Below are 19,677 nucleotides of genomic sequence, written 5' to 3'. Positions count from 1 at the left end.
GCGCGGGCATAGGCTAGAAGCCATGACTGACCCAGCCCTCCTTTCTCCCCATGACCTTGCCCAAGAGGCGGCCCGCACCATCGCCGAACTGACCGGTGTGGTGCAGCACGACATCGCGCTCACTCTCGGGAGTGGCTGGGGCGAGACCGCTCACCATCTGGGCGAGATCGTCGCCGAGATCCCGGCCGATCAGGTACCCGGGTTTCGCGCATCCGCCGTCGGCGGCCACACAGGCAAGCTGACCTCACTCCGACTCACGGACGGTCGGCATGTGCTGATCATCGGTGCCCGCACGCACCTCTATGAGGGTCATGGGGTGCGCGCAGTGGTGCACGGGGTGCGCGCGGCGGCAGCGGCGGGCGCACGCATCATGGTGCTCACGAACGGCGCGGGCGGGCTCGATCCGGAGGTGGGCGAGGGCGAGGCAATCCTCATCAGCGACCACATCAACCTCACCGGGCTATCTCCGATTGAGGGTGCCGAATTCATCGACCTCACCGACCTGTACGCAGAGCGGCTTCGGAAACTCGCGCAGGGCACGGATCCGAGCCTCGGTGAAGGAGTGTATGTACAGCTTCCCGGCCCGCACTTCGAAACCCCGGCTGAGGTGCGTTACCTGCAGCTCATCGGTGGTGATGCCGTTGGCATGTCGACCGCGCTGGAGGCAATCGCGGCCCGGCAAAGCGGCATGGAGGTGCTGGGGCTTTCGCTCATCACGAATCCCGCGGCCGGAATCCAGGAGGCACCCCTGAACCACCTCGAAGTTCTCGAGGTGGGGCGAGCGGCCTCGGAACGTCTCGGTGCTATGTTGGCTCGAATCATTCACCAGCTGCGCTAACACCCCGCATTGAGCGCTACGCTCGGTGCAACACCGCTGCATCTCCGCGGTGATGGCGAAGGGACCTGCGCGTGGGCGATGTCATAGGACTGGTGTGGAACCCGTCAAAGGTCGAGGAATACGACCTGCACACGGCGCTCGCCGAGGCGGTGAGCCAGACGGGTTTCACCCCCGACGAGGTGCTCTGGTTCGCGACGACGGTCGACAACCCGGGGCAAGATGCCACGGGAGACGCCATCCGCGCAGGGTGCACCGTGGTTGTGGCCGCGGGCGGCGACGGCACCGTTCGTGCGGTCGTCGAGCGCCTCACTGCAGACGCAGACGGTCCCGGGTTCGGCATCATTCCGCTCGGCACCGGCAATCTCTTCGCGCGCAATCTCGACGTTCCGCTGGGCAACCCGAAGCAGGCATTCGCGCGGATACTCGAACGACGCGCGCGACCGATCGACATCGGTGAATTGGTGCTCGAACGTGAGACTGGACGTGAGCGTCACGCATTCACCGTCATGGCCGGATTTGGCATCGATGCCCAGATGATCGCCGAGACTGACGACGAGCTCAAGGCACGCGCCGGGTGGCTTGCCTACGTGGAGTCGCTGGGTAGGGCGTTCCAAAACAGCGAGCCCGTGAATCTCAGCATCAGCACCGACGAGGGCGACACTGTTCCTGACCGTGGCCACACGCTTCTCATTGCAAACTGCGGCACCCTCCAGGGTGGCGCGGCTCTTCTTCCCGACGCACTTCTCGACGACGGGCTTCTCGATCTCATGCTCCTTCGGGCCGAAGGCGTCGTGGACTGGCTCGATACCCTTCGCAATCTTGTCTGGGATAACGGCATCATGCGAAAGATGCTTCGAGACGATTCAGAAGCGCAGAGCTCGGACTCCATCCAGCTTCACCAGGCGAAGTCTGCGAGGGTGACGCTCACTCAGCCGGTGCTGTTCGAAATTGACGGAGAAGCAGTGGGCGAGGTGACCGGATTCAGCGCACGGGTGCTCCCTGGCGCGCTGCAGATGCGCTGACCAAGCACTTGAGTCGCCCGGATCTGGGAACCGGGCGACTCAGTTACGGCTGATGTGAATTAGCCGTTGCAGTGGCAGCGATCCGCTTCGGGCACGCCTGCCAGCGCTTCTTCAACGTGCTGGCCGCAACCGGCCCAGGTCGGCTTGCCGCAGCTGCTGCAGGTGATTCGTGCGCACATGGTGTTCTCCTTCGAATGGGTGGTGATGGGGATGAGGTGATGAGCTGGTGATGTATACCTACGCGACTATTCTTACGCAGGCTGCTCCTGCGTTTGCTGCTCGGCAATCTGGCGACGCACGTCTTCCATATCGAGCTCACGGGTACCCGCGATGACCTGCTCGAGCTGCGGTGCCGCAAGCGCGCCTGGCTGGCTAAAGACGATGATGCCGTCTCGGAACACCATCAGGGTAGGAATTGAGGTGATGCGGAAACCGGCAGCGAGCTGCTGTTCCGCTTCGGTGTCGACCTTCGCGAACGTGATGTCTGCGTGCGTCTCGCTCGCCGCTTCGAACACCGGCGCGAATGCGCGGCATGGGCCGCACCAGGCGGCCCAGAAATCGACGATGACGATGCCCTCCCGGGAAACCGTCTCTTCGAAGTTCTCAAGTGTCAGATTCATGGTTGTCATAATTTAAGAATACCCCCCAGGGTATAAATCGTCAAGCTTCTCCTCAACGTAATACCAACCCAGAAGATGCTCGCGTGATACCCGCAGGGGTATCATTGGGGCATGGAATCCGAAAAGTCAGCAGAAGCGGTCGACGCACAGCGCAAGATCGCCAATCGTCTCCGCCGTGCCCACGGGCAACTGGCCGCCGTTATCTCGCTCGTGGAAGGAGATGCACCGTGCCGCGATGTCGTGCAGCAGCTCTCCGCTGTCTCCAAGGCGCTTGACCGCGCCGGGTACCTGGTGGTCTCGACCGCGCTCAAGGAGTGCCTCACGAGCCCGGACGGAGAAGGCGAACTTGACGCTGGCGAACTCGAGAAGCTCTTCCTGTCACTCGCATAGTCCGGCCTCCCGGATCGCGTGATCTGGCCGCCGCGCTGCCAGTCTCCGCGCTTCGCCGCGTGGTAGTTTGTTTCAATCAAACGGCCCCGGCGAGCGTCGGGCGAGACAAGGGAATTACATGAGCGAAGCCGATCTCGGTGCTCTGGTCTCAGACGTCACGCAGTGGATCGCGAACGACCCCGACCCTGAGACCCGGGCAGAGGCCCAGGGTCTTCTCGCCCGCGCAATTCAGGGTGATGCCGAGTCTGCGAGCGCGCTCCACGACGCATTTGCCGGTCGACTCGCCTTTGGCACCGCCGGGTTGCGCGCAGAAATCGGGGCGGGCCCGCGGCGCATGAACCGAGTCGTCGTCTCCCAAACCTCGGCGGGCTTCGCCGAATACCTGCATCGACGCGCCCGCGAGGGCACCGCAACGACCCCTCCCTCCATCGTGATCGGCTACGACGGTCGGGTGAATTCCGAGGTGTTTGCGCGCGATACTGCTGAGATCATGGCGGGTGCCGGAGTACGAACCATTCTCCTCCCCGAGCCTCTGCCCACTCCGGTGACCGCTTTCGCGGTGCGCCACCTGGGTCTCTCCGCGGGCGTCATGATCACCGCGAGCCACAACCCCCCGCGCGATAACGGCTACAAGGTATACCTCGGTGACTCAGACCAGGGTTCGCAGATCGCACCCCCCAGCGACGCCGAAATTGCAGCGCTCATCGAAGAGCGTGGTGCGCTGCCCTATTCCGAGTTGTCCCGATCCACTGACTACACGATCGCGGGCCCCGAGCTTACAGATGCATACGTCGAACGCACAGCGGACGCCCTCCTCGCGGGCTACCCTGGCCCGCTGCCAGCATCCGCCCCCAAGATTGTCTACACCGCCCTACACGGCGTGGGATCCACCATAGCTCAGCGGGTATTCGCCGCGGCCGGCCTGCCTCGGGTGACGACGGTCGCCCGGCAAGACCGGCCTGACAGCACCTTCCCCACGGTGTGCTTCCCCAACCCCGAAGAAGAGGGAGCCCTCGATCTGGCCTACGAGACCGCGCGGGAGTGCAAGGCAGATCTCATCATCGCGAACGATCCCGACGCGGATCGCCTCGCCATCGCCGCCCCGCACCCCGATGAGGCCTCAGGCTACCGGCGTCTCACGGGCAACGAGCTGGGGACGCTTCTCGGGTGGCGCGCGGCAGAGCGGGCACGCCGCGCGGCGGAGTCGGCGGGACTCCCCCTCACGGGCACCCTCGCCAACACCATCGTCTCCTCGCCCGTCCTCGGCTCGATCGCCCGCGCATACGGGCTCGATCACGTCGAGACACTCTCGGGGTTCAAGTGGGTCTCTCGAGTGCCGAACCTCGTGTTTGGCTTCGAGGAGGCCCTGGGCTACCTCACGCACCCCAGCGTCGTTCACGACAAAGACGGCATCTCGGCAGCGGCAGAGGCCTGCGCGATGGCCTGCGAGCTGCACGCCGAGGGGCGCTCCGTCTGGCAACTGCTCGACGAAGCCAGCGAGCTGTTTGGGCACTACGCGAGCACCCAGGTGGTGGTGCGACTCGAATCTCCGGAGGCGGTCGCGGCGCTGGCCGAACGAGTGCGCCACGCCCCTCCCACACGCTTCGATGGCATCGAGGTCTCGCGACTTCGCGACTTCCTGCAGCCCGGCCACTCGGCGGTGCCCGCCAATGTGCTCGCCTACGACCTCGCGGATGGCTCACGCGTGATGATTCGGCCAAGCGGCACGGAGCCCAAGCTGAAGGCCTACCTCGACGTGGTGAGCGCCACGGGGACCGCCAGCGAGCGTCGCACCGTCGCCGCGGACAGGCTTCGCCGCATTGAGCATGGGCTGCGCTCGTATCTACTTGAGATCGGATCGTGAACACTGAGCGCGCCCGTCGGGCGCGGCGCGCTCGACAGCAGTCGGACCTCACGTCCGTTGCGGGCCCCCCGGTTCGATGGGGCCTCCAGCAGGCCGCGGCCCTCCTGGTGGAACCCAGCAGCACCGACGACAAGTACCGTCGCGGGATACTCGGCCTGCGCACCGGTTCCGCAGCCTACCCTGGGGCGGCGGTGCTCGGGGCAGAGGCGGCATGGCGCACCGGCCTCGGTCTGGTGCGCTTTACCCCACCCCTTGACGACATCGCAGGAACGCTCGGCCTCCCTTCTCCAGCGGCAGCGGTCCTCGCCGCGCGCCCTGAGACGGTGTTTCTCGCCGACCCGACCTCAGCCCACGTACCCTCAGATGCTTGGCTGATCGGCTCGGGCACCGATCCCACCCAGCGCTCCGAACAAGAACGGGACGCGTTGCGCGCGCTCCTTGCGGGCGACACGCCTGTCGTCATCGATGCCGGGGCCTTAGATCTTGTGGTGGATCGTGCGCAATCGAACGAGGGCACTGAACCCGCTCCGCGCAGGATCGCCTCCCACGGCACCCCAGTGCGGGATCACGCAGGAGTGCCCCTCATACTGACACCCCATCGCGGCGAGTTTGTGGCGCTCTGGAACGCGGCGGGCCTTGGGCTGCGACCCACCGGTTGGCCGAGCCGAGGGCGGGGCGGCCGAGACCGGGTGCCGGCCGAGAGCGCGCTCATCGCGGCCGCGACGACCCTCGCCGGAAAGCTGGGCGCGTCCGTGCTCCTGAAGGGTTCAACATCTGTCACTGCGACGCCCGGCGGCTTGGTCTTCCTCTCCGGCCCCGCCACCCCCTGGCTCGCCACCGCGGGCACCGGCGACGTACTGGCCGGCATACTCGGTGCGCTCGTGGCCGCGCATGCAGACTCGGTGCGTGAGGATCACGAGCTCCTGGGCGCGCTCGGTGCCAGCGCAGCGGTCTTGCACGATGCGGCCGCGCGCCGGGCGAGCGGCGATCCACAGTCTCTCGGACACTCGTCAGAACCCGGGCAGGGGGGCCGGGGTGGCCCCATTACCGCCTTCGACGTGGCGCGGGCGCTGCCTGGGACTGTCGCTCAGCTCCTTGTCGAGCGGCGAGATCGCTGAAAATACCGTTCCTCACGGAGGTCGCGCGAATGCGATTCCTCCAGTGTGCCGAGTTCACGATCGACACCGGTCGCGATCCATGACGCAGTGAGCAACAGCGTGCGACAAATCAGGTTGAACCAGAGCAACAACCCGATAAGCACCGCGAACGAGGCGAGCAGCGGGTTAGAGGAGGTGCCGGTCAGCAACCACGTGCCGAGCACCTTCAGACCGAGCAACACCGCTCCGCCCAATGCGCACCCCCACAACAGGTGCCAGCGACGCACGCGAACTTCGGCAAGAAAGACGTGGATCCCGAGCAGCACGGCAACGTCAAATACGTAGAGCAGCGCGTACCTCGCGGTGACTCCGAATCCTCCGATCAGCCAGTTGTCGGGGCTGATGTTGAAGACGCTCAAGAGCCACTCGGTGATGTTGCTGCTGAACACGGTGAGCACGGCAGAGACCAGGAGCGCGGCGAAGAACAGCAGCGCCAGGATCAGGTCGCGCACCTTCAGGATGAACGCCCCTCGGTACTCACGCACGTCGAGGCCGAAGATGATGCGGATCGAGCGCCGTGTGCCGGTGAACCATGTGATGGTGACCCAGAGCAGCGCGACACCGGCGGCAATGCTTGTCCAGTCGAAGCTGCGCTCGCTCAGCAGTGTGCTGACCGACACTACCCCGTCTTCACCCAACAGACCAGGAACGAGCAGGTTGATTTGCTCGATCAGCGAGGCGAGGAGTTCGGTGCGGGTTCGTAGCCACACCCCCAGCACGCCGAAGCCGACCCACAGTGCCGCGAACACAGCGAATACCGCCTGGTAACTCATGCCCGCGGAGAGGACGTTGCCGCCGACATCAACGAAATGGAAGAAGGCGCGCATCGGCCGTAGCCTTCGCACCCCACTCCACCACTGACGGCCCTGGCTGCGCCACTGGCCCATCCGCTCAGAACCGAGCAACGCCCCGTCGTCCAGCCCCTCAGATGAGGGAGCGTGTTCGCGGGGCGTTGTCATTCGGCAAGTCTATGCCGCTGGTGTTAGCTGGTCTTTCCGGTGCGGATCGCGGCCTTGACCTCGGCGATCGCCTTCGTGACCTGAATCCCACGTGGGCACGCGTCGGTGCAGTTGAAGGTGGTGCGGCAGCGCCACACCCCCTCGGTGTCGTTCAGGATGTCGAGGCGCACCTGCGCGTTGTCGTCGCGCGAGTCGAAGATGAAGCGGTGCGCATTCACGATAGCGGCCGGCCCGAAGTACTGCCCGTCCGTCCAGAACACCGGGCAACTCGTGGTGCACGCCGCGCACAGAATGCACTTCGTGGTGTCGTCGAAACGCTCGCGATCTTCGATCGACTGCACGCGCTCTTTGCCCGGCTCGGGGTTACTCCCGGCCACGAGGAAGGGCTGCACCTCACGGAATGACGCGAAGAACGGCTCCATGTCGACGATCAAGTCCTTCTCCAGCGGAAGGCCCTTGATGGCTTCCACGTAGACGGGCTTCGTGATGTCGAGATCCTTCACGAGGGTCTTGCACGCCAGGCGATTGCGCCCGTTGATGCGCATCGCGTCGGAGCCGCAGATGCCGTGGGCGCACGAACGACGGAAGCTGAGCGTGCCGTCCTGATCCCACTTGATCTTGTGCAAGGCATCGAGAATGCGATCCGTCGGGTACATCGGCACGTCGAAGTCTTCCCAGTACGCCTCTGCGCCCGTCTCGGGGTCGTAGCGGCGCACGAGCAAGGTGACATTGAACGGCTGCGGCGCCTCGGGGGCCACAGTGGCAGAAGCCTCAGCGGTAGCGGTGCTCATGGCTTAGTACTTCCTCTCCATCGGCGGGTAATTCAACTCGCCCTGCTCATTCTTCGTCATGACGACCGGCTTCCAGTCCAGGCGGATGTGATCTTCAGGGTTCGCCGAGTGCGGATCGCCCGAGAGGTACGCCATGGTGTGCTGCATGTACTTCTCATCGTCGCGGTTCGGGTAGTCGTCACGCATATGACCCCCACGGCTCTCCTTGCGATTGCGTGCGGCGAACACGAGCACCTCGGCGAGATCGAGCAGGAAGCCGAGCTCGATCGCCTCGAGCAGATCGGTGTTGTATCGCTTGCCACGATCCTGCACCGAGATGTTCTTGTAGCGCAGGCGCAGATCGTTGATCACGCGGAGGACCTCGGTGAGAGACTCCTCGGTGCGGAACACCTGGGCGCCACGGTCCATGGATTCCTGGAGTTCCTTGCGAATGTCGGCGACGCGCTCGGTACCGGTGCTCGTGCGCAGCATCTCCACGAGCTCGCGGATCTCCTTCGCCGGATCAGCCGGGAGTTCGACGAAGGAGGCTCCGTTTGCGTAGTCGGCGGCACGGTTGCCCGAACGCTTCCCGAAGACATTGATGTCGAGCAGCGAGTTGGTGCCGAGACGGTTCGAGCCGTGCACGGACACGCAGGCGCACTCGCCCGCAGCGAAGAGACCCGGCACTACGGTGTCGTTGTCCATCAACACCTCGGCGTGAACGTTTGTCGGGATGCCGCCCATGGCGTAGTGGGCGGTTGGGAACACGGGCACCGGCTCCGTAACCGGATCCACACCCAAGTAGGTGCGTGCGAACTCGGTGATATCGGGGAGCTTGGTCTCGAGCACCTCGGCACCTAGGTGTGTGCAGTCAAGGTAAACGTAGTCCTTGTGGGGGCCGGCACCGCGACCGTCAAGTACCTCCTGCACCATGCAGCGCGCCACAATATCGCGGGGCGCGAGGTCTTTGATGGTCGGCGCGTAGCGCTCCATAAACCGTTCACCGCTCGCATTGCGCAAGATGGCTCCCTCGCCGCGGGCGCCCTCGGTGAGCAAGATGCCGAGTCCTGCAAGACCCGTCGGGTGGAACTGGTAAAACTCCATGTCCTCGAGCGGCAGGCCCTTGCGCCAGATGATGCCCACGCCGTCACCGGTCAGGGTGTGCGCGTTCGACGTCGTCTTGAAGATCTTGCCGAACCCGCCCGTGGCAAACACGATCGACTTCGCCTGGAAGACGTGCAGGTCGCCGGTTGCGAGTTCATACGCGACGACACCGGAGGGCTTACGGTCTTTGCCCTCGCCGGTCATCACCAGGTCGAGCACGTAGTACTCGTTGAAGAAGTTGACACCCAGTTTGACGCAGTTCTGGAAGAGCGTCTGCAGGATCATGTGGCCGGTACGGTCAGCCGCGTAGCAGGCGCGACGCACAGGCGCCTTGCCGTGATCGCGGGTGTGGCCCCCGAATCGGCGCTGATCAATCTTGCCCTCGGGTGTGCGGTTAAACGGCAGACCCATGTTCTCAAGATCGATGACCGCGTCGATCGCTTCCTTCGCAAGGATCTCTGCAGCGTCCTGATCAACCAGGTAGTCGCCGCCCTTCACCGTGTCGAACGTGTGCCACTCCCAGTTATCGTCTTCGACGTTCGCCAGCGCAGCGGCCATGCCGCCCTGCGCGGCCCCCGTGTGGGAACGCGTCGGATAAAGTTTGGTGATCACCGCGGTCTTGGCCTTCGGGCCCGCTTCGATCGCGGCGCGCATGCCAGCGCCGCCGGCACCGACGATCACGACATCAAACTGATGGTAGGTGACGCCGTCTTTGACGGTCACTTCCTCGCCCTGGTGGGTGTTGGTGGTCACGTGTTTCCTAACTTCCGGTGAAAAGTCTGGTGAGCGGCTGCGTCAGATCAAGACACAGTGCAGAACGAGGCAAGCAACTCGGGATCGGCGCCCGCGGGGCAGGGATCAAAGGTGAAGATCACCAGGGTGCCGAGCAGAATCAGCAGTGCTGCCGAGAGGAACAGAGCGATCTTCAGTCCCTTTGCAAGGCCTGGCCTCACCACGTAGTCGTTCACGATGGTGCGCATGCCGTTGCTGCCGTGAATGAGCGCGAGCCACAGCAAGAGAAGATCCCACACCTGCCAGAAGGGGTTCGCGAGCTTGCCGCCCACGAAGCCGAAGTCAATAGCCTTTACGCCATCGCCCACCATGAGGTTGGAAAACAGGTGGCCGAAGATGAGCACGACGAGCAGCACGCCAGAAGCGCGCATGTAGATCCATCCCCATTTTTCCCAGTTGGTGCGCTTCTTGGCAGGGGCCTGTGAGCGAGGAGTGTCAATCGAGAGTGTCATGAGTTGCTCCTCTTTCCTAGTGCCCGAAGACGTTCATCAGGTGACGGGGGGTGAACCCGAGCATCACGATGACCCAGAGTGCGATGACGATCCAGAACATCGCGCGCTGGTACTTCGTACCCTTGCTCCAGTAGTCAACCAGGATGATGCGCAAACCGTTGAGGGCGTGGAACGCGATGGCGCCCACCAGGCCGACTTCGCCGAGGCCCATGATCGGGGTCTGGTACGTCGAGATCACCGCGTTGTAGGCCTCTGGGCTCACGCGAATGAGAGCTGTGTCAAGCACGTGCACGAGCAAGAAGAAGAAGATGGCTACACCAGTGATGCGATGCAACACCCACGACCACATTCCCTCGTTACCGCGATAGAGGGTGCCGCCGGGGCGGATCTTCTTCGCGGCTGCAGGCGTGACCTGCGCGGTTTCGGCTGACACGAGCTTCCTCCTTGGGTCGGGTTGCACCGGGCGTGTTCCGGGATCCGATGCGCGAAAACGAAGCAGCATTTTCAGCATCTCCGCAGAACACAGCGCCAAACCATTATGGCACCATTTGGTGGAGGCTATTGACATCAGCGATGCACTCCCCTGACCCCGACAGGCCTGCCTTCATCCCAGCGATGGGAGCGCCTGGATAGGCTGGTGACTATGACTATGACCCCGGCATTCGACCGTTTCACCTGCGTGATCCCTGCCGGAGGCGCAGGTTCTCGACTCTGGCCGCTCTCACGCGCGAACGCACCCAAGTTCTTGCTCGACCTGACCGGCAGCGGCGACTCTCTCCTCGAGGCGACGTGGAATCGACTCACCCCGCTCGCCCCGCCCGAACGGCTCATGGTGGTCACCGGAAACGCGCATCGCGATTCCGTAGTGAAACAGCTGCCCGATCTCCGGGCAGAGAACCTCGTCACTGAGAGCCAGCCCAAGGATTCTTCCGCGGCGATCGGACTCGCTGCGGCGATTCTCGAGCGCCGAGACCCCGACTCGATCCTCGGTTCGTTTGCCGCCGACCACGTGATCCGCGGCAACGTGCTGTTTCAGCGGGCGGTGCGCACCGCGGTGCAGGCTGCGGATCAGGGGTACATCGCGACGATTGGGATCCACCCAAGTCACCCGGCTACTGGCTTCGGGTACATCGCCTGCGGCGGAGCCCGGGGCGATCTTGCACCGTTTGATATCTACGACGTGACCGAGTTCGTGGAAAAGCCGGATGAGTCGACCGCCACGGAGTATCTGCGCAGCGGTGGATATCTCTGGAATGCGGGCATGTTTATCGCGCGGGCGAGCGTGCTCCTTGACCAGATGGCACTGACGGAACCGGAGATGGTGGCCTCTTTGCGCGAGATCGCTGCGGCCTGGGATACCGAGCAAGCCGCCGCGGTGCGCGAGGAATTGTGGCCGGGTCTCCCCAAGATCGCAATCGACTACACGGTGGCCGAGCCCGCCGCGGCCGCAGGCAAGATGGTCTGTGTCGCCGCCCATTTCGAGTGGGACGATGTGGGCGACTTTGCGAGCGTCGCGAACCTCCTCACCCGCGGCCGATCCAACGATCTGGCAGTACTGGGCGACGGCGCGCAGGTGCTTTCCGATGCGTCGAGCGGCATCGTGGTCTCTGAGAGCGACCGCCTGGTCGCCCTCGTAGGCATGGAGGACGTCGTAGTGGTTGACACACCAGACGTGCTGCTCGTCACCTCGAAGGCACACGCCCAAGACGTGAAGAAGCTCGTCAACCGCATGAAGGGCGCCGGTGGGGGCCACCTGCTCTAGTTCGACGGCTGACGCTCCCTGCGGCTCGCTCGTCTGCGGCTCGCTCGACTGCGGCTCGCTCGTCTGCGGCACGCTCGTCTGCGGCACGCTCGACTGCGGCACGCTCGTCTGCGGCACGCTCGTCTGCGGCACGCTCGACTGCGGCACGCTCGTCTGCGGCACACTCTCTGCGGCTCGCTCTCTGCGGCTCGCTCGACTGCTCACGTTGGCTCCGCGCTCGCCCATGACATGGTGTCTTCGTCGGGTAGGGCGCCTCTGGCTGCTTCCCAAGCCACGAAGCAACCACTTGCGCCCGATGCGCGGGCGTACCGTACCCACCGGGAATGGGGCCGCAGACACAAGTGCCCCTATGGATGGACCTCGTGCGCGGTGTGCGCGCACCCGCCAGTTACCCCGCAGTGCTCGACTTATCAAATGACCGAAGGTCAGTTTTCCTCGAAGAGACGCATCAGCTCAGGTCGAACCGGGCACATTGTTGACCCGAGAAGTTCAGCAACATCCCTCACCCAGGTGTGAGTTCGGTCAAAGAGATCCTCCTTGTGAACCCGAATCACTCGATAGCCCGCAGCGCGGGCACGTTCAAGACGCTTGAGATCCTTCAGGTACTGCGCGCGGTTGGTACGGTGCTGCTCGCCGTCGTATTCAATGATGATCTTGCGCCTGCCATCCACCAGATCGAATCTCCCGATCCACTCGCCTGCATCATCACGCACATCAACCTGCAGCTCAAACGTAGAGTCCAAGCCCCAGCGTGCAAGCTCGAGCCGAGTCAGTGTCTCCATTCGCGACTCAGATCCCAGACGCGCGAAATGGCATGCCACACGAAGGCGCTTTCTGATAGACCCGGTCTGCTTATCCAACACGGTGCCGAAATCAACTGGGAATACGCCGTTGGCCTCAGATGTTGCCTGCGTCTGGTTGAGCAAGTGATCGATAGCCACCACTATCTCCCGAAGTGGCAGTATCGCTGCCGCTTGCTCGAGGGCTCTCGCAGGTGGCATCAGGGGAATGCCCTCGGCATCCACCATGGGTTCGAAGGGTCGACTGGACCGATGTCCGCGCAGCCCCGGTCGCCGATGGCGAAGATCCTTGCCTGGTGTGGTCACGTGAAGTGTCTCATCGCAGCGGATCGGGCAGCGCATCAACAGCAATGCGGTGGTGTGACTGAACACTTCGCCGGGGCGCAGCGCAGGAAGAAAGACTTTCGACTGATAGAGCGTCGACTCAATCAACGAGTCAGGCCCGTTGGGTTTTTCGAGCGTGCTCCGGAGCCCGCGGAAATTGGTGCGAAAGCGATCGTGTCGCAGGACCGCCCTCGAGACTCCCGCCGAACGGGCCTCCCCCACTGTGAAAGTTGCCGGGACGAGGTGATCAGGGATGCGGGTTCGCGGTTGGGGCATGATCACGATGATGCCTCGCACATGATTCGCCGTGAGCCACAAACATCACACTGTGGAGAACTGATCCAGCGGACGTCGTGACCTCCAACTGTGAGCGTCGACTCTACACGCCGACTCATACGGTGCAATAGGGCGCAAGTGGCTCCTTCATTCCCAGGAACCAGCCCCTGGCGCCCGATCAGGGCCGGGGTCCTGGGAATTGGCGGTCAGGCAGTGCGCCGGAGGGCGCAAGTGGATCTTTCACTCCCAGGAACCAGCCCCTGGCGCCCTACCTGATCGGCGCTTCAACGCTTCAGTACGAAGGTGCACTCAGGTGACAATGGGCAACCTGCTCTGATGCTGGACTCGCGCCGGGGCGGTGTTGCGCACGCTCCGCCCCGCCACGACTGCGCGCCTACTTCACGAGCGGGAACAGGATGGTCTCGCGGATCCCGAGCCCAGTAAGTGCCATCAGCAGGCGATCCATACCCATACCCATGCCACCCGAGGGCGGCATGGCGTGCTCCAGCGCGCGCAGGAACTCCTCGTCCACTCGCATCGCCTCATCGTCGCCTTGCGCACCCTGCGCCGCCTGCTCTACGAAACGCTCGCGCTGCACCACCGGGTCGACCAACTCGGAGTATCCAGTGGCGAGTTCAAAGCCGCGTACGTAGAGGTCCCACTTCTCCACCACGCCAGGGATCGTGCGATGATGCCGAGTCAGCGGACTCGTCTCCACCGGAAAGTCCATGACGAACGTCGGGCGCGTGAGCCCGTCCTTCACGAAGTGCTCCCAGAGTTCTTCGACGAGCTTTCCGTGATTTGGCAGCGTCACGTAAACATCTTGCGCATCCGCGAGCTCACGCAACTCCGCCACGGATGTCTCGGGGGTAATCTCACGGCCAGCCGCCGCCGACAGCGTGCCGTACATCGAGATGCGATCCCAGTCGCCGCCCAGATCGAACAGGGTGCCATCTGCCCACAGCACCGTGTGTGACCCCTCGCGCTCGGTCCCGCGGTTGACCGCGAGCGCGGCGTTCTGAATGAGTTCCTGCGTGAGGTCAGCGATCCCCTGATAGTCGGAATAGGCCTGGTACGACTCGAGCATCGCGAACTCGGGGCTATGGGTCGAATCAGCCCCCTCGTTCCGGAAATTGCGGTTGATTTCGAACACCCGCTCGAGCCCGCCGACAACGGCTCGCTTCAAGTAGAGTTCGGGCGCGATCCGCAAGAAAAGTTCGGTGTCGAACGCATTCGAATGGGTGACGAATGGTCGAGCCGATGCGCCACCGTGCATGGTCTGCAACATCGGCGTCTCAACCTCGAGGAAGTCGTGCCCGGCGAACGTCTCGCGCAGGCTCGCCATGGTGAGTGCGCGCGTGCGCACGTTGATGCGGGCCTGATCACGCTGAATGAGATCGAGGTAGCGCTGGCGCACCCGGGTCTCTTCGTTCAGTTCGGCGTACATGTTGGGCAGCGGCGCAATCGCCTTCGCCGCGATCTGCCACTCGGTCACCATGATGCTCAGCTCGCCCCGGCGGCTCGAGATCACCTCGCCGCTCACGAAGAGGTGATCGCCCAGATCAACCAGCTCTTTGTAGCTCGCGAGCGAGTCTGCGCCGATTTCTGCGAAGCTCACCATGGCCTGAATGCGGGTGCCGTCGCCGGACTGCAGCGATGCGAAACACAGCTTGCCAGTATTGCGCTGAAAGACAACGCGCCCCGCGATTCCGACCGTTTCGCCGGAGAGACTGTCTGGTGCACCCTCGAGGTGGCCCCACGCCTCGCGCACCGCGGGAATCGTTGTGGTGACCGGCACGGAAACCGGGTAGGCACCTCCCGCGAGATCCTCCCCCGCGAGCGCATTCAGCTTCTCGCGCTTCTCCAGACGCACCCGCTTTTGTTCGAAGACCTCGGCTTCGCTGATCGCTTCGGTCGCGACATCGGGCGCGTGCTGCTCGCTCATAGGGCGGGATCCTCCGTGTTTCTGGCGTAGAGACCCAGTCTATTCGGGATCCGCGAACATGCGGCTCCTCAAGGATCGCGAGGGGATCGCGAGGGCATCGGGAGGGGATCGCGAAGAGGTTGCTCCGTCGGAGTGGGTACGCACTTCAGGCAGCGCACACGGCTCTCCTTTCCCAGAGACCTCGCACGACAGGAAAACCGCGCACGATAACGTATACGATCGATTCGATAGCGTCGCCGGTTCTGGCTTGAAAGACCACCCTGGCCCAGCCCACAGCACGAGGCAACGACGCAGCGACGCAGCGACGCACCTTGAAGGAGCTCCGTGACACCACCCCCAGAATCGCGACTCTCGCGCGGGGTGCTCGTCACCCTCGGCATCATCGCAATGGTGAGTTCGATATCGACCGACATGTATTTGCCCTCCTTCACGAGCGTCGCCGCCGATCTGTCCGCGACCGCATCCGAGGTGCAGCTCACGCTCACCCTGTTTTTCTTCGGGGTCGGGACCGGGCAGCTCCTGCTCGGTCCGATCTCCGATCGACGCGGCCGCCGCCCCGTGCTCCTTCTTGCCCTCGTAGTGTTCGCCAGCGCAGGTGTGGCCATGGTATTCGCCCCGACAATCGAGGCACTGATGGTGCTGCGGTTTGTGCAGGGCCTGTCGGGTGCCGCCGGCCTCGTGCTCTCACGAGCGATCGCAGCCGATCTGAGTCACGGCCAGTCGGCCGCGAAGGCACTCAGCTTCATCGTGATGATCAGCGGTCTCGGCCCGCTGATCGCGCCCCTACTGGGAGGCATCGCTCACGAGTGGTGGGGGTGGCGCGGCGCACTCGCGACCCTCGCAAGCGTCTCCCTCATGATCCTCATCCTGGCGTTCACCGTATTGCGCGAGTCGCATCCACCCCAGGCACGCACTGTGGGCAGCCTTCTCAACACCTACCGGCCCATCGGCCGAATTCTGCGCGACGGGCGATTCGTCGCACTCGCGATCGGCTTTGCCCTGAGCTTCGCCGGTGCCATGTCGTACATCGCCGCGGCTCCATTCGTTACGCAGCGCGTGCTCGGCATGAGCCCGCTGGGTTTCGCCCTGAGTTTCGCGGTGAGCGCCTCAGCGATGGTTCTCGCGAACCTCGTGAACATCCGGTTGGTATCGCGGATCCGTCCGCCGCGCCTGCTGGCCACCGGTATCGCGTTAGTGCTGGGCTCCGGGCTCGCCTTCCTTCTGCAGACGCTGGTCGGCGTGCTGACTCCCGCAGGGTTCATTATCACGGCGTTTGTGCTGACAGCGGGGAGCGGGTTCGTGCTCGCAAACGCGAGCGCGCTGGCACTCGACCGGGTGCCGACGGCGCGCGGATCAGCCTCGGCGCTTCTTGGCGCGATTCAATTTCTCTTCGGCGGGCTTGCGGCTCCGGTCGTGGGCCTCTGGGGCGAGTCGACTGCGCTGCCGATGGCCATCGCCATCTCCGTGTGCGGTGCCGGGGCCCTCGTGAGCGCGATCATTGCGTTGCGCCCAAGATCAGCCACAGCCCGACTCTGACCGTGCGTCTCGGCCCAACGATTCCTCTGCGGCTCGTGCCGTCGGTTCCTTCGTGTGCGAGCGGATCACGCCTCACCGAACGCGGCATCATCGGCCAGGCCCGCCGCGGCTCTTAGCTCCTCCTCAACGGCCGCTCGTACGAGGCCACCCACGACGTGATCGGGCCGTTCGATGCCGATTTCGCGCAGCGCGTCGGTCGCCTGACGCACCACGGCCCGCGAGAACTCGGTTGCGGCGCTGATCGCCTCCGCGTACTCCGCCCGATCCCGCTCCGCAACAAGCACGGGCTCGGCACCCATCTCGACGGCGAGCGCCTGCCCGATGGGCAGCACCGGGGTCGGTGCGGTTACCGCGACGGTGGCACCGGCGAGCCTGGCGAGGTCGAGGCTGGTACCCGTGAACACCATCGCCGGATGGAGCGCGAGCGGGATCACTCCCACGCCGAGTGCGGGTGAGAACACCCCGTAGCCGTGCTCGGGTGCCGTATGCAGCACGAGCTGACCCGGTTGCCACGCACCGATCTCCGTCAAGCCACGCACCAAGCCGACGAGTTCGTCGCCGGGAATCGCAAACATGACGAGTTCGCTCCGCCTGACGACCTCCGGCACATCGAGAATCGGTACTCCGGGAAGCAGCAGCTCGGCGCGTTCCCTGCTCTCTTCACTCACCGCGCTCACGCCGGTGAGCGCGTGACCTGCTCCCGCGAGCGCGAGCGCGAGCACCGGGCCCACCCGGCCAGCCCCGACGAGGCCAATGCCCAGGCGGCCCGCACGAGGCTCGGGGGTCATGCTTGGCCGCCCTGCGCGGGTGGGATCTGAGCTGGCGGTTCAGCCTCGGCTAGCGGCACGGCCTGAACCAGCGGCATGGTCCGATCCACTGACGTTGCCGGATCCCCCGGTTCGGCCGGCCCGACCCACTCAACTCGCTCCGCTCGCTCGGCCCGCTTTGCCCGTTCAACACGGATGCGCACCGCCTCGCCGCCCTGCACCCGTACCATCGCACGAGATATCGTGTCGAAGGCCGCGCGCGCCTGGTCGACCTCAATGCCCCGCATTACCACCTGCACCGGGCCGAGCACCGTGTGCGCTTGTAGGGTAGCGAGCCCAATGAAGCGCTGTAGCAGTGGCCTCGAAAACTGTATCGATTGCGCCCGAAGGATCGGCATGACGACGAAGCTGCGGGTGAGCCAGCCGCGACGCACCCGGAGCGTGGCGTTCTCGGATGCCTCATCTTCCAGACGCAGGCCCGCTCGGCGCTTTCCCAACCACAGCACCCACGCCGCGCGCGGCCCCGCGCCGAGGAACCCGCCCGCACTGCCCGCTCCGAGCAGCCCGCTTCGGAGCGACTCGAGCTCTTCCGGTTCATCGCCCACACCCGGTAGTAGCGTCTCGATCACGCGCAGCACGTCGTCGATGTGCCCGACGGGCAACATGACATTCCGCAGGCTATTCTGACCGGCTTCCGCGGCACCGTACCCCGCCGTCGTGACCCGCACGCGCCACCAGCCGAAGGGCCGCCAACCGAGGGGTTGACGAGCTTCGATCGCGTGGATCCGCCCAAACGGAATCGTCTCGGTGTGTGTGGCGGTGAGGCCAGACCCCACCCGAACGCCGTCCGAACTGCGAGACAGCGTGAAGCGGAACCCCTTGTTGAACGAGCTGTAGCTCGTGCCCACCGCAATCAACACCGCTGGGATGATCATCGCGAGGAAAAAGGGATTCCAAATCAGCGCAGACACGATGCTGGCCACGAGGAGGAGCACCGGGATCCAGATGTCCCAGCTGAGTGCGATGCTGCCCAGCAGCCGCCCGATGGGAACGCTCACCAGGCTCCCGCTCGCGCGCGCCGCCTGGTCGATGTCGAGGTCCACGAACTCACGCGCACGTTCGTCGAGCCGCGAAGGCAAACCCGTGGGGCTTGCCTCGAACGGTGTGCCGCCAGACACCGCTGGCTCTGCCGGCATCACGGAGGTACCGTCGTGCGCCTGCGTGTGCGCCACCGACTCACCTCGACGCCGGGCGACGCTGCGCAGGATCCGCTCGCGAACCTCCTTCGCAACGCGATAGCCGAGGTAGCTCAGCGTGACCTTGCCACCCTGCCCCGCCGTTTGCACCTCCACTTGGGTGAGGCCGAGAATGCGCGCGAGCAACGGCCTCTGCAAATTGACGCTTTGGATGCGCTCCAGGGGCGCGCGACGATGCTGCCGAAACAGCACGCCACTGCGCGCTTCCACGGCCTCGTCGGTAATGCGGTAGGTGTGAAAGCGCCAACTCAGCCACGAGAAGAAAATGATGATGACGATGATCCCAAGCGCCACCCCAAGTGCCACCAGAATGAGTCGCTGCTCCACCAGAATGTCAATCAGGTCGCCCTCATTGGGGCCCATCGCGCCGAGGTATTGCTCCGCGACAAAGAGTTCGAGGATGCGATCGCGGAAATTGGCCAGGAGGATACCGCCGATGACGAGAATCGCCAGGCCGCCGCGAAGGAGCGGCGACAGCGGATGCAGCCGTTCCCATAAGGGGTCGCTCGTCACAGGCCCGACCGCCTCGTTTCGGCAAGCTCGACCAGGCGGTCGCGGAGCAACTCGGCTTCCTCCCGGGGAAGCCCGGGCAGGTTCACGCCGGTTGCCGCGCTCGCTGTCACGAACTTGAGGGACGCGAGCCCCAGCGCGCGCAAGAGCGGGCCACGCGTCACGTCAACCAGCTGCAATCTCCCGTAGGGCACTGCCACGACGCGCTCGAACATGATGCCTTTGCGAAAGAGCAGGTCATCTTCGCGCAGAATGTAACCGATTGCGCGCACCCTGCGGAACGCGAATGCCGCGCTCAGCAGCAGGCCGAGCGTGACCGCGGCGAAAATGGCGATCACGAGCGGTGGGGGCTTCTCATCGGCGAAAAGCACGATGAGCACGAACACCGTCACGACGATCAGGGTCAGTATCAGGTTCAGCGCGAGATCTGCCCACGCGTACTTGGTCGACACCCGCTGCCACTCGTGCACCTCGTTCGGCCACGTGCTTTCCTGCACGTCCGGTTGATTCTCACTCAAGTCGTACCTCCAACA

General features: G+C 64.4%; 20 protein-coding genes. 8 read left to right on the top strand and 12 right to left on the bottom strand.

The window, feature by feature from the left end; all coding sequences use genetic code 11:
• Positions 1-22 precede the first annotated feature (22 nt).
• Positions 23-838 carry a purine-nucleoside phosphorylase gene (locus tag ACTNFK_RS03290; protein WP_435937257.1) on the top strand — a complete coding sequence of 272 codons (816 nt, stop codon included), beginning with the start codon at positions 23-25 and terminating at the stop codon, positions 836-838.
• A 71-nt stretch (positions 839-909) separates the two neighbouring features.
• Positions 910-1,860 carry a diacylglycerol/lipid kinase family protein gene (locus tag ACTNFK_RS03285; RefSeq protein ID WP_435937256.1) on the top strand — a complete coding sequence of 317 codons (951 nt, stop codon included), beginning with the start codon at positions 910-912 and terminating at the stop codon, positions 1,858-1,860.
• Positions 1,861-1,919: 59 nt separating this feature from the next.
• Here the strand turns inward: ACTNFK_RS03285 and ACTNFK_RS13010 are convergent, their stop codons facing one another.
• Both ACTNFK_RS13010 and trxA read right to left on the bottom strand, forming a co-directional pair.
• Positions 1,920-2,039: a DUF8730 family Cys-rich protein gene (locus ACTNFK_RS13010; RefSeq protein ID WP_504362686.1), complete on the bottom strand. Its 120-nt coding sequence runs from the start codon at positions 2,037-2,039 to the stop codon at positions 1,920-1,922.
• Positions 2,040-2,111: 72 nt separating this feature from the next.
• Positions 2,112-2,489 (bottom strand): thioredoxin, encoded by a 378-nt coding sequence (trxA, locus tag ACTNFK_RS03280; RefSeq protein WP_435937255.1) that lies wholly within the window; start codon positions 2,487-2,489, stop codon positions 2,112-2,114.
• Between the two features lie 102 nt (positions 2,490-2,591).
• Here trxA and ACTNFK_RS03275 point away from each other — a divergent pair, with 102 nt between their 5' ends.
• The 3 genes from ACTNFK_RS03275 to ACTNFK_RS03265 all read left to right on the top strand — a co-directional run bounded on the left by ACTNFK_RS03275 (position 2,592) and on the right by ACTNFK_RS03265 (position 5,852).
• Positions 2,592-2,870 (top strand): metal-sensitive transcriptional regulator, encoded by a 279-nt coding sequence (locus ACTNFK_RS03275; RefSeq protein WP_433646692.1) that lies wholly within the window; start codon positions 2,592-2,594, stop codon positions 2,868-2,870.
• Between the two features lie 118 nt (positions 2,871-2,988).
• Positions 2,989-4,734 (top strand): phospho-sugar mutase, encoded by a 1,746-nt coding sequence (locus ACTNFK_RS03270; protein ID WP_435937254.1) that lies wholly within the window; start codon positions 2,989-2,991, stop codon positions 4,732-4,734.
• Positions 4,731-5,852 (top strand): ADP-dependent NAD(P)H-hydrate dehydratase, encoded by a 1,122-nt coding sequence (locus ACTNFK_RS03265; protein ID WP_435937253.1) that lies wholly within the window; start codon positions 4,731-4,733, stop codon positions 5,850-5,852. The genes ACTNFK_RS03270 and ACTNFK_RS03265 overlap by 4 nt, the downstream gene beginning before the upstream one ends.
• Here ACTNFK_RS03265 and ACTNFK_RS03260 read toward each other — a convergent pair.
• From ACTNFK_RS03260 to sdhC, 5 genes are read right to left on the bottom strand one after another with little or no spacing between them, the layout of a single operon-like run.
• A complete protein-coding gene (locus ACTNFK_RS03260; protein WP_435937252.1) occupies positions 5,822-6,850 on the bottom strand; it encodes a YihY/virulence factor BrkB family protein in 1,029 nt (342 codons plus the stop codon). The genes ACTNFK_RS03265 and ACTNFK_RS03260 overlap by 31 nt on opposite strands.
• Before the next feature lie 23 nt (positions 6,851-6,873).
• The gene (locus ACTNFK_RS03255; RefSeq protein WP_435937251.1) at positions 6,874-7,641 is read right to left on the bottom strand and encodes a succinate dehydrogenase iron-sulfur subunit; all 768 of its coding nucleotides are present in this window, start codon (positions 7,639-7,641) and stop codon (positions 6,874-6,876) included.
• Positions 7,642-7,644: 3 nt separating this feature from the next.
• Positions 7,645-9,477 (bottom strand): succinate dehydrogenase flavoprotein subunit, encoded by a 1,833-nt coding sequence (gene sdhA / locus ACTNFK_RS03250; RefSeq protein WP_435937250.1) that lies wholly within the window; start codon positions 9,475-9,477, stop codon positions 7,645-7,647.
• A gap of 47 nt (positions 9,478-9,524) precedes the next feature.
• Positions 9,525-9,968: a succinate dehydrogenase hydrophobic membrane anchor subunit gene (locus ACTNFK_RS03245; RefSeq protein ID WP_435937249.1), complete on the bottom strand. Its 444-nt coding sequence runs from the start codon at positions 9,966-9,968 to the stop codon at positions 9,525-9,527.
• Between the two features lie 16 nt (positions 9,969-9,984).
• Positions 9,985-10,401, bottom strand: a complete 417-nt coding sequence (gene sdhC, locus ACTNFK_RS03240; RefSeq protein ID WP_435937248.1) for a succinate dehydrogenase, cytochrome b556 subunit — start codon at positions 10,399-10,401, stop codon at positions 9,985-9,987.
• Positions 10,402-10,617: 216 nt separating this feature from the next.
• Here sdhC and ACTNFK_RS03235 point away from each other — a divergent pair, with 216 nt between their 5' ends.
• Both ACTNFK_RS03235 and ACTNFK_RS03230 read left to right on the top strand, forming a co-directional pair.
• On the top strand, positions 10,618-11,730 hold the full coding sequence (locus ACTNFK_RS03235) for a mannose-1-phosphate guanylyltransferase (RefSeq protein ID WP_435937293.1): 1,113 nt from the start codon (positions 10,618-10,620) through the stop codon (positions 11,728-11,730).
• A gap of 18 nt (positions 11,731-11,748) precedes the next feature.
• The gene (locus tag ACTNFK_RS03230) at positions 11,749-12,246 is read left to right on the top strand and encodes a pentapeptide repeat-containing protein (RefSeq protein WP_435937292.1); all 498 of its coding nucleotides are present in this window, start codon (positions 11,749-11,751) and stop codon (positions 12,244-12,246) included.
• On the opposite strand, the gene ACTNFK_RS03225 is transcribed toward ACTNFK_RS03230, so the two are convergent.
• Both ACTNFK_RS03225 and lysS read right to left on the bottom strand, forming a co-directional pair.
• Positions 12,156-12,512 carry a DUF559 domain-containing protein gene (locus tag ACTNFK_RS03225; RefSeq protein WP_435937247.1) on the bottom strand — a complete coding sequence of 119 codons (357 nt, stop codon included), beginning with the start codon at positions 12,510-12,512 and terminating at the stop codon, positions 12,156-12,158. The two genes, ACTNFK_RS03230 and ACTNFK_RS03225, sit on opposite strands and share 91 nt — an antisense overlap.
• A gap of 1,012 nt (positions 12,513-13,524) precedes the next feature.
• A complete protein-coding gene (gene lysS, locus ACTNFK_RS03220) occupies positions 13,525-15,075 on the bottom strand; it encodes a lysine--tRNA ligase (RefSeq protein WP_435937246.1) in 1,551 nt (516 codons plus the stop codon).
• A 324-nt stretch (positions 15,076-15,399) separates the two neighbouring features.
• On the opposite strand from lysS, the gene ACTNFK_RS03215 reads away from it, so the two are divergent.
• Positions 15,400-16,611, top strand: a complete 1,212-nt coding sequence (locus ACTNFK_RS03215; protein WP_435937245.1) for a multidrug effflux MFS transporter — start codon at positions 15,400-15,402, stop codon at positions 16,609-16,611.
• A gap of 65 nt (positions 16,612-16,676) precedes the next feature.
• On the opposite strand, the gene ACTNFK_RS03210 is transcribed toward ACTNFK_RS03215, so the two are convergent.
• Genes ACTNFK_RS03210 through ACTNFK_RS03200 form a run of 3 tightly spaced genes read right to left on the bottom strand, consistent with a single transcriptional unit; the run spans position 16,677 to position 19,662 of the window.
• A complete protein-coding gene (locus ACTNFK_RS03210; RefSeq protein ID WP_433646704.1) occupies positions 16,677-17,399 on the bottom strand; it encodes a DUF2520 domain-containing protein in 723 nt (240 codons plus the stop codon).
• A complete protein-coding gene (locus ACTNFK_RS03205) occupies positions 17,396-19,147 on the bottom strand; it encodes a PH domain-containing protein (protein WP_435937244.1) in 1,752 nt (583 codons plus the stop codon). Before ACTNFK_RS03205 ends, ACTNFK_RS03210 begins: the two co-directional genes overlap by 4 nt.
• On the bottom strand, positions 19,144-19,662 hold the full coding sequence (locus ACTNFK_RS03200) for a PH domain-containing protein (RefSeq protein ID WP_435937243.1): 519 nt from the start codon (positions 19,660-19,662) through the stop codon (positions 19,144-19,146). Before ACTNFK_RS03200 ends, ACTNFK_RS03205 begins: the two co-directional genes overlap by 4 nt.
• Positions 19,663-19,677 lie beyond the last annotated feature (15 nt).

The organism is Leucobacter fengyongliangi, from assembly GCF_052386045.1.
The sequence above is the reverse complement of the archived record's forward strand: the minus strand, read 5'-3'. Positions and strand labels throughout refer to the sequence as shown.

Bases quoted from the DNA above. Each gene is read 5' to 3' on its own strand.
- ACTNFK_RS03245 (WP_435937249.1), bottom strand. From the start codon at position 9,968: ATGACACTCTCGATTGACACTCCTCGCTCACAGGCCCCTGCCAAGAAG.
- lysS (WP_435937246.1), bottom strand. From the start codon at position 15,075: ATGAGCGAGCAGCACGCGCCCGATGTCGCGACCGAAGCGATCAGCGAA.
- ACTNFK_RS03235 (WP_435937293.1), top strand. From the start codon at position 10,618: ATGACCCCGGCATTCGACCGTTTCACCTGCGTGATCCCTGCCGGAGGC.
- ACTNFK_RS03270 (WP_435937254.1), top strand. From the start codon at position 2,989: ATGAGCGAAGCCGATCTCGGTGCTCTGGTCTCAGACGTCACGCAGTGG.
- ACTNFK_RS03255 (WP_435937251.1), bottom strand. From the start codon at position 7,641: ATGAGCACCGCTACCGCTGAGGCTTCTGCCACTGTGGCCCCCGAGGCG.
- ACTNFK_RS03275 (WP_433646692.1), top strand. From the start codon at position 2,592: ATGGAATCCGAAAAGTCAGCAGAAGCGGTCGACGCACAGCGCAAGATC.
- ACTNFK_RS13010 (WP_504362686.1), bottom strand. From the start codon at position 2,039: ATGTGCGCACGAATCACCTGCAGCAGCTGCGGCAAGCCGACCTGGGCC.
- ACTNFK_RS03260 (WP_435937252.1), bottom strand. From the start codon at position 6,850: ATGACAACGCCCCGCGAACACGCTCCCTCATCTGAGGGGCTGGACGAC.
- ACTNFK_RS03225 (WP_435937247.1), bottom strand. From the start codon at position 12,512: ATGGAGACACTGACTCGGCTCGAGCTTGCACGCTGGGGCTTGGACTCT.
- trxA (WP_435937255.1), bottom strand. From the start codon at position 2,489: ATGACAACCATGAATCTGACACTTGAGAACTTCGAAGAGACGGTTTCC.
- ACTNFK_RS03210 (WP_433646704.1), bottom strand. From the start codon at position 17,399: ATGACCCCCGAGCCTCGTGCGGGCCGCCTGGGCATTGGCCTCGTCGGG.
- ACTNFK_RS03290 (WP_435937257.1), top strand. From the start codon at position 23: ATGACTGACCCAGCCCTCCTTTCTCCCCATGACCTTGCCCAAGAGGCG.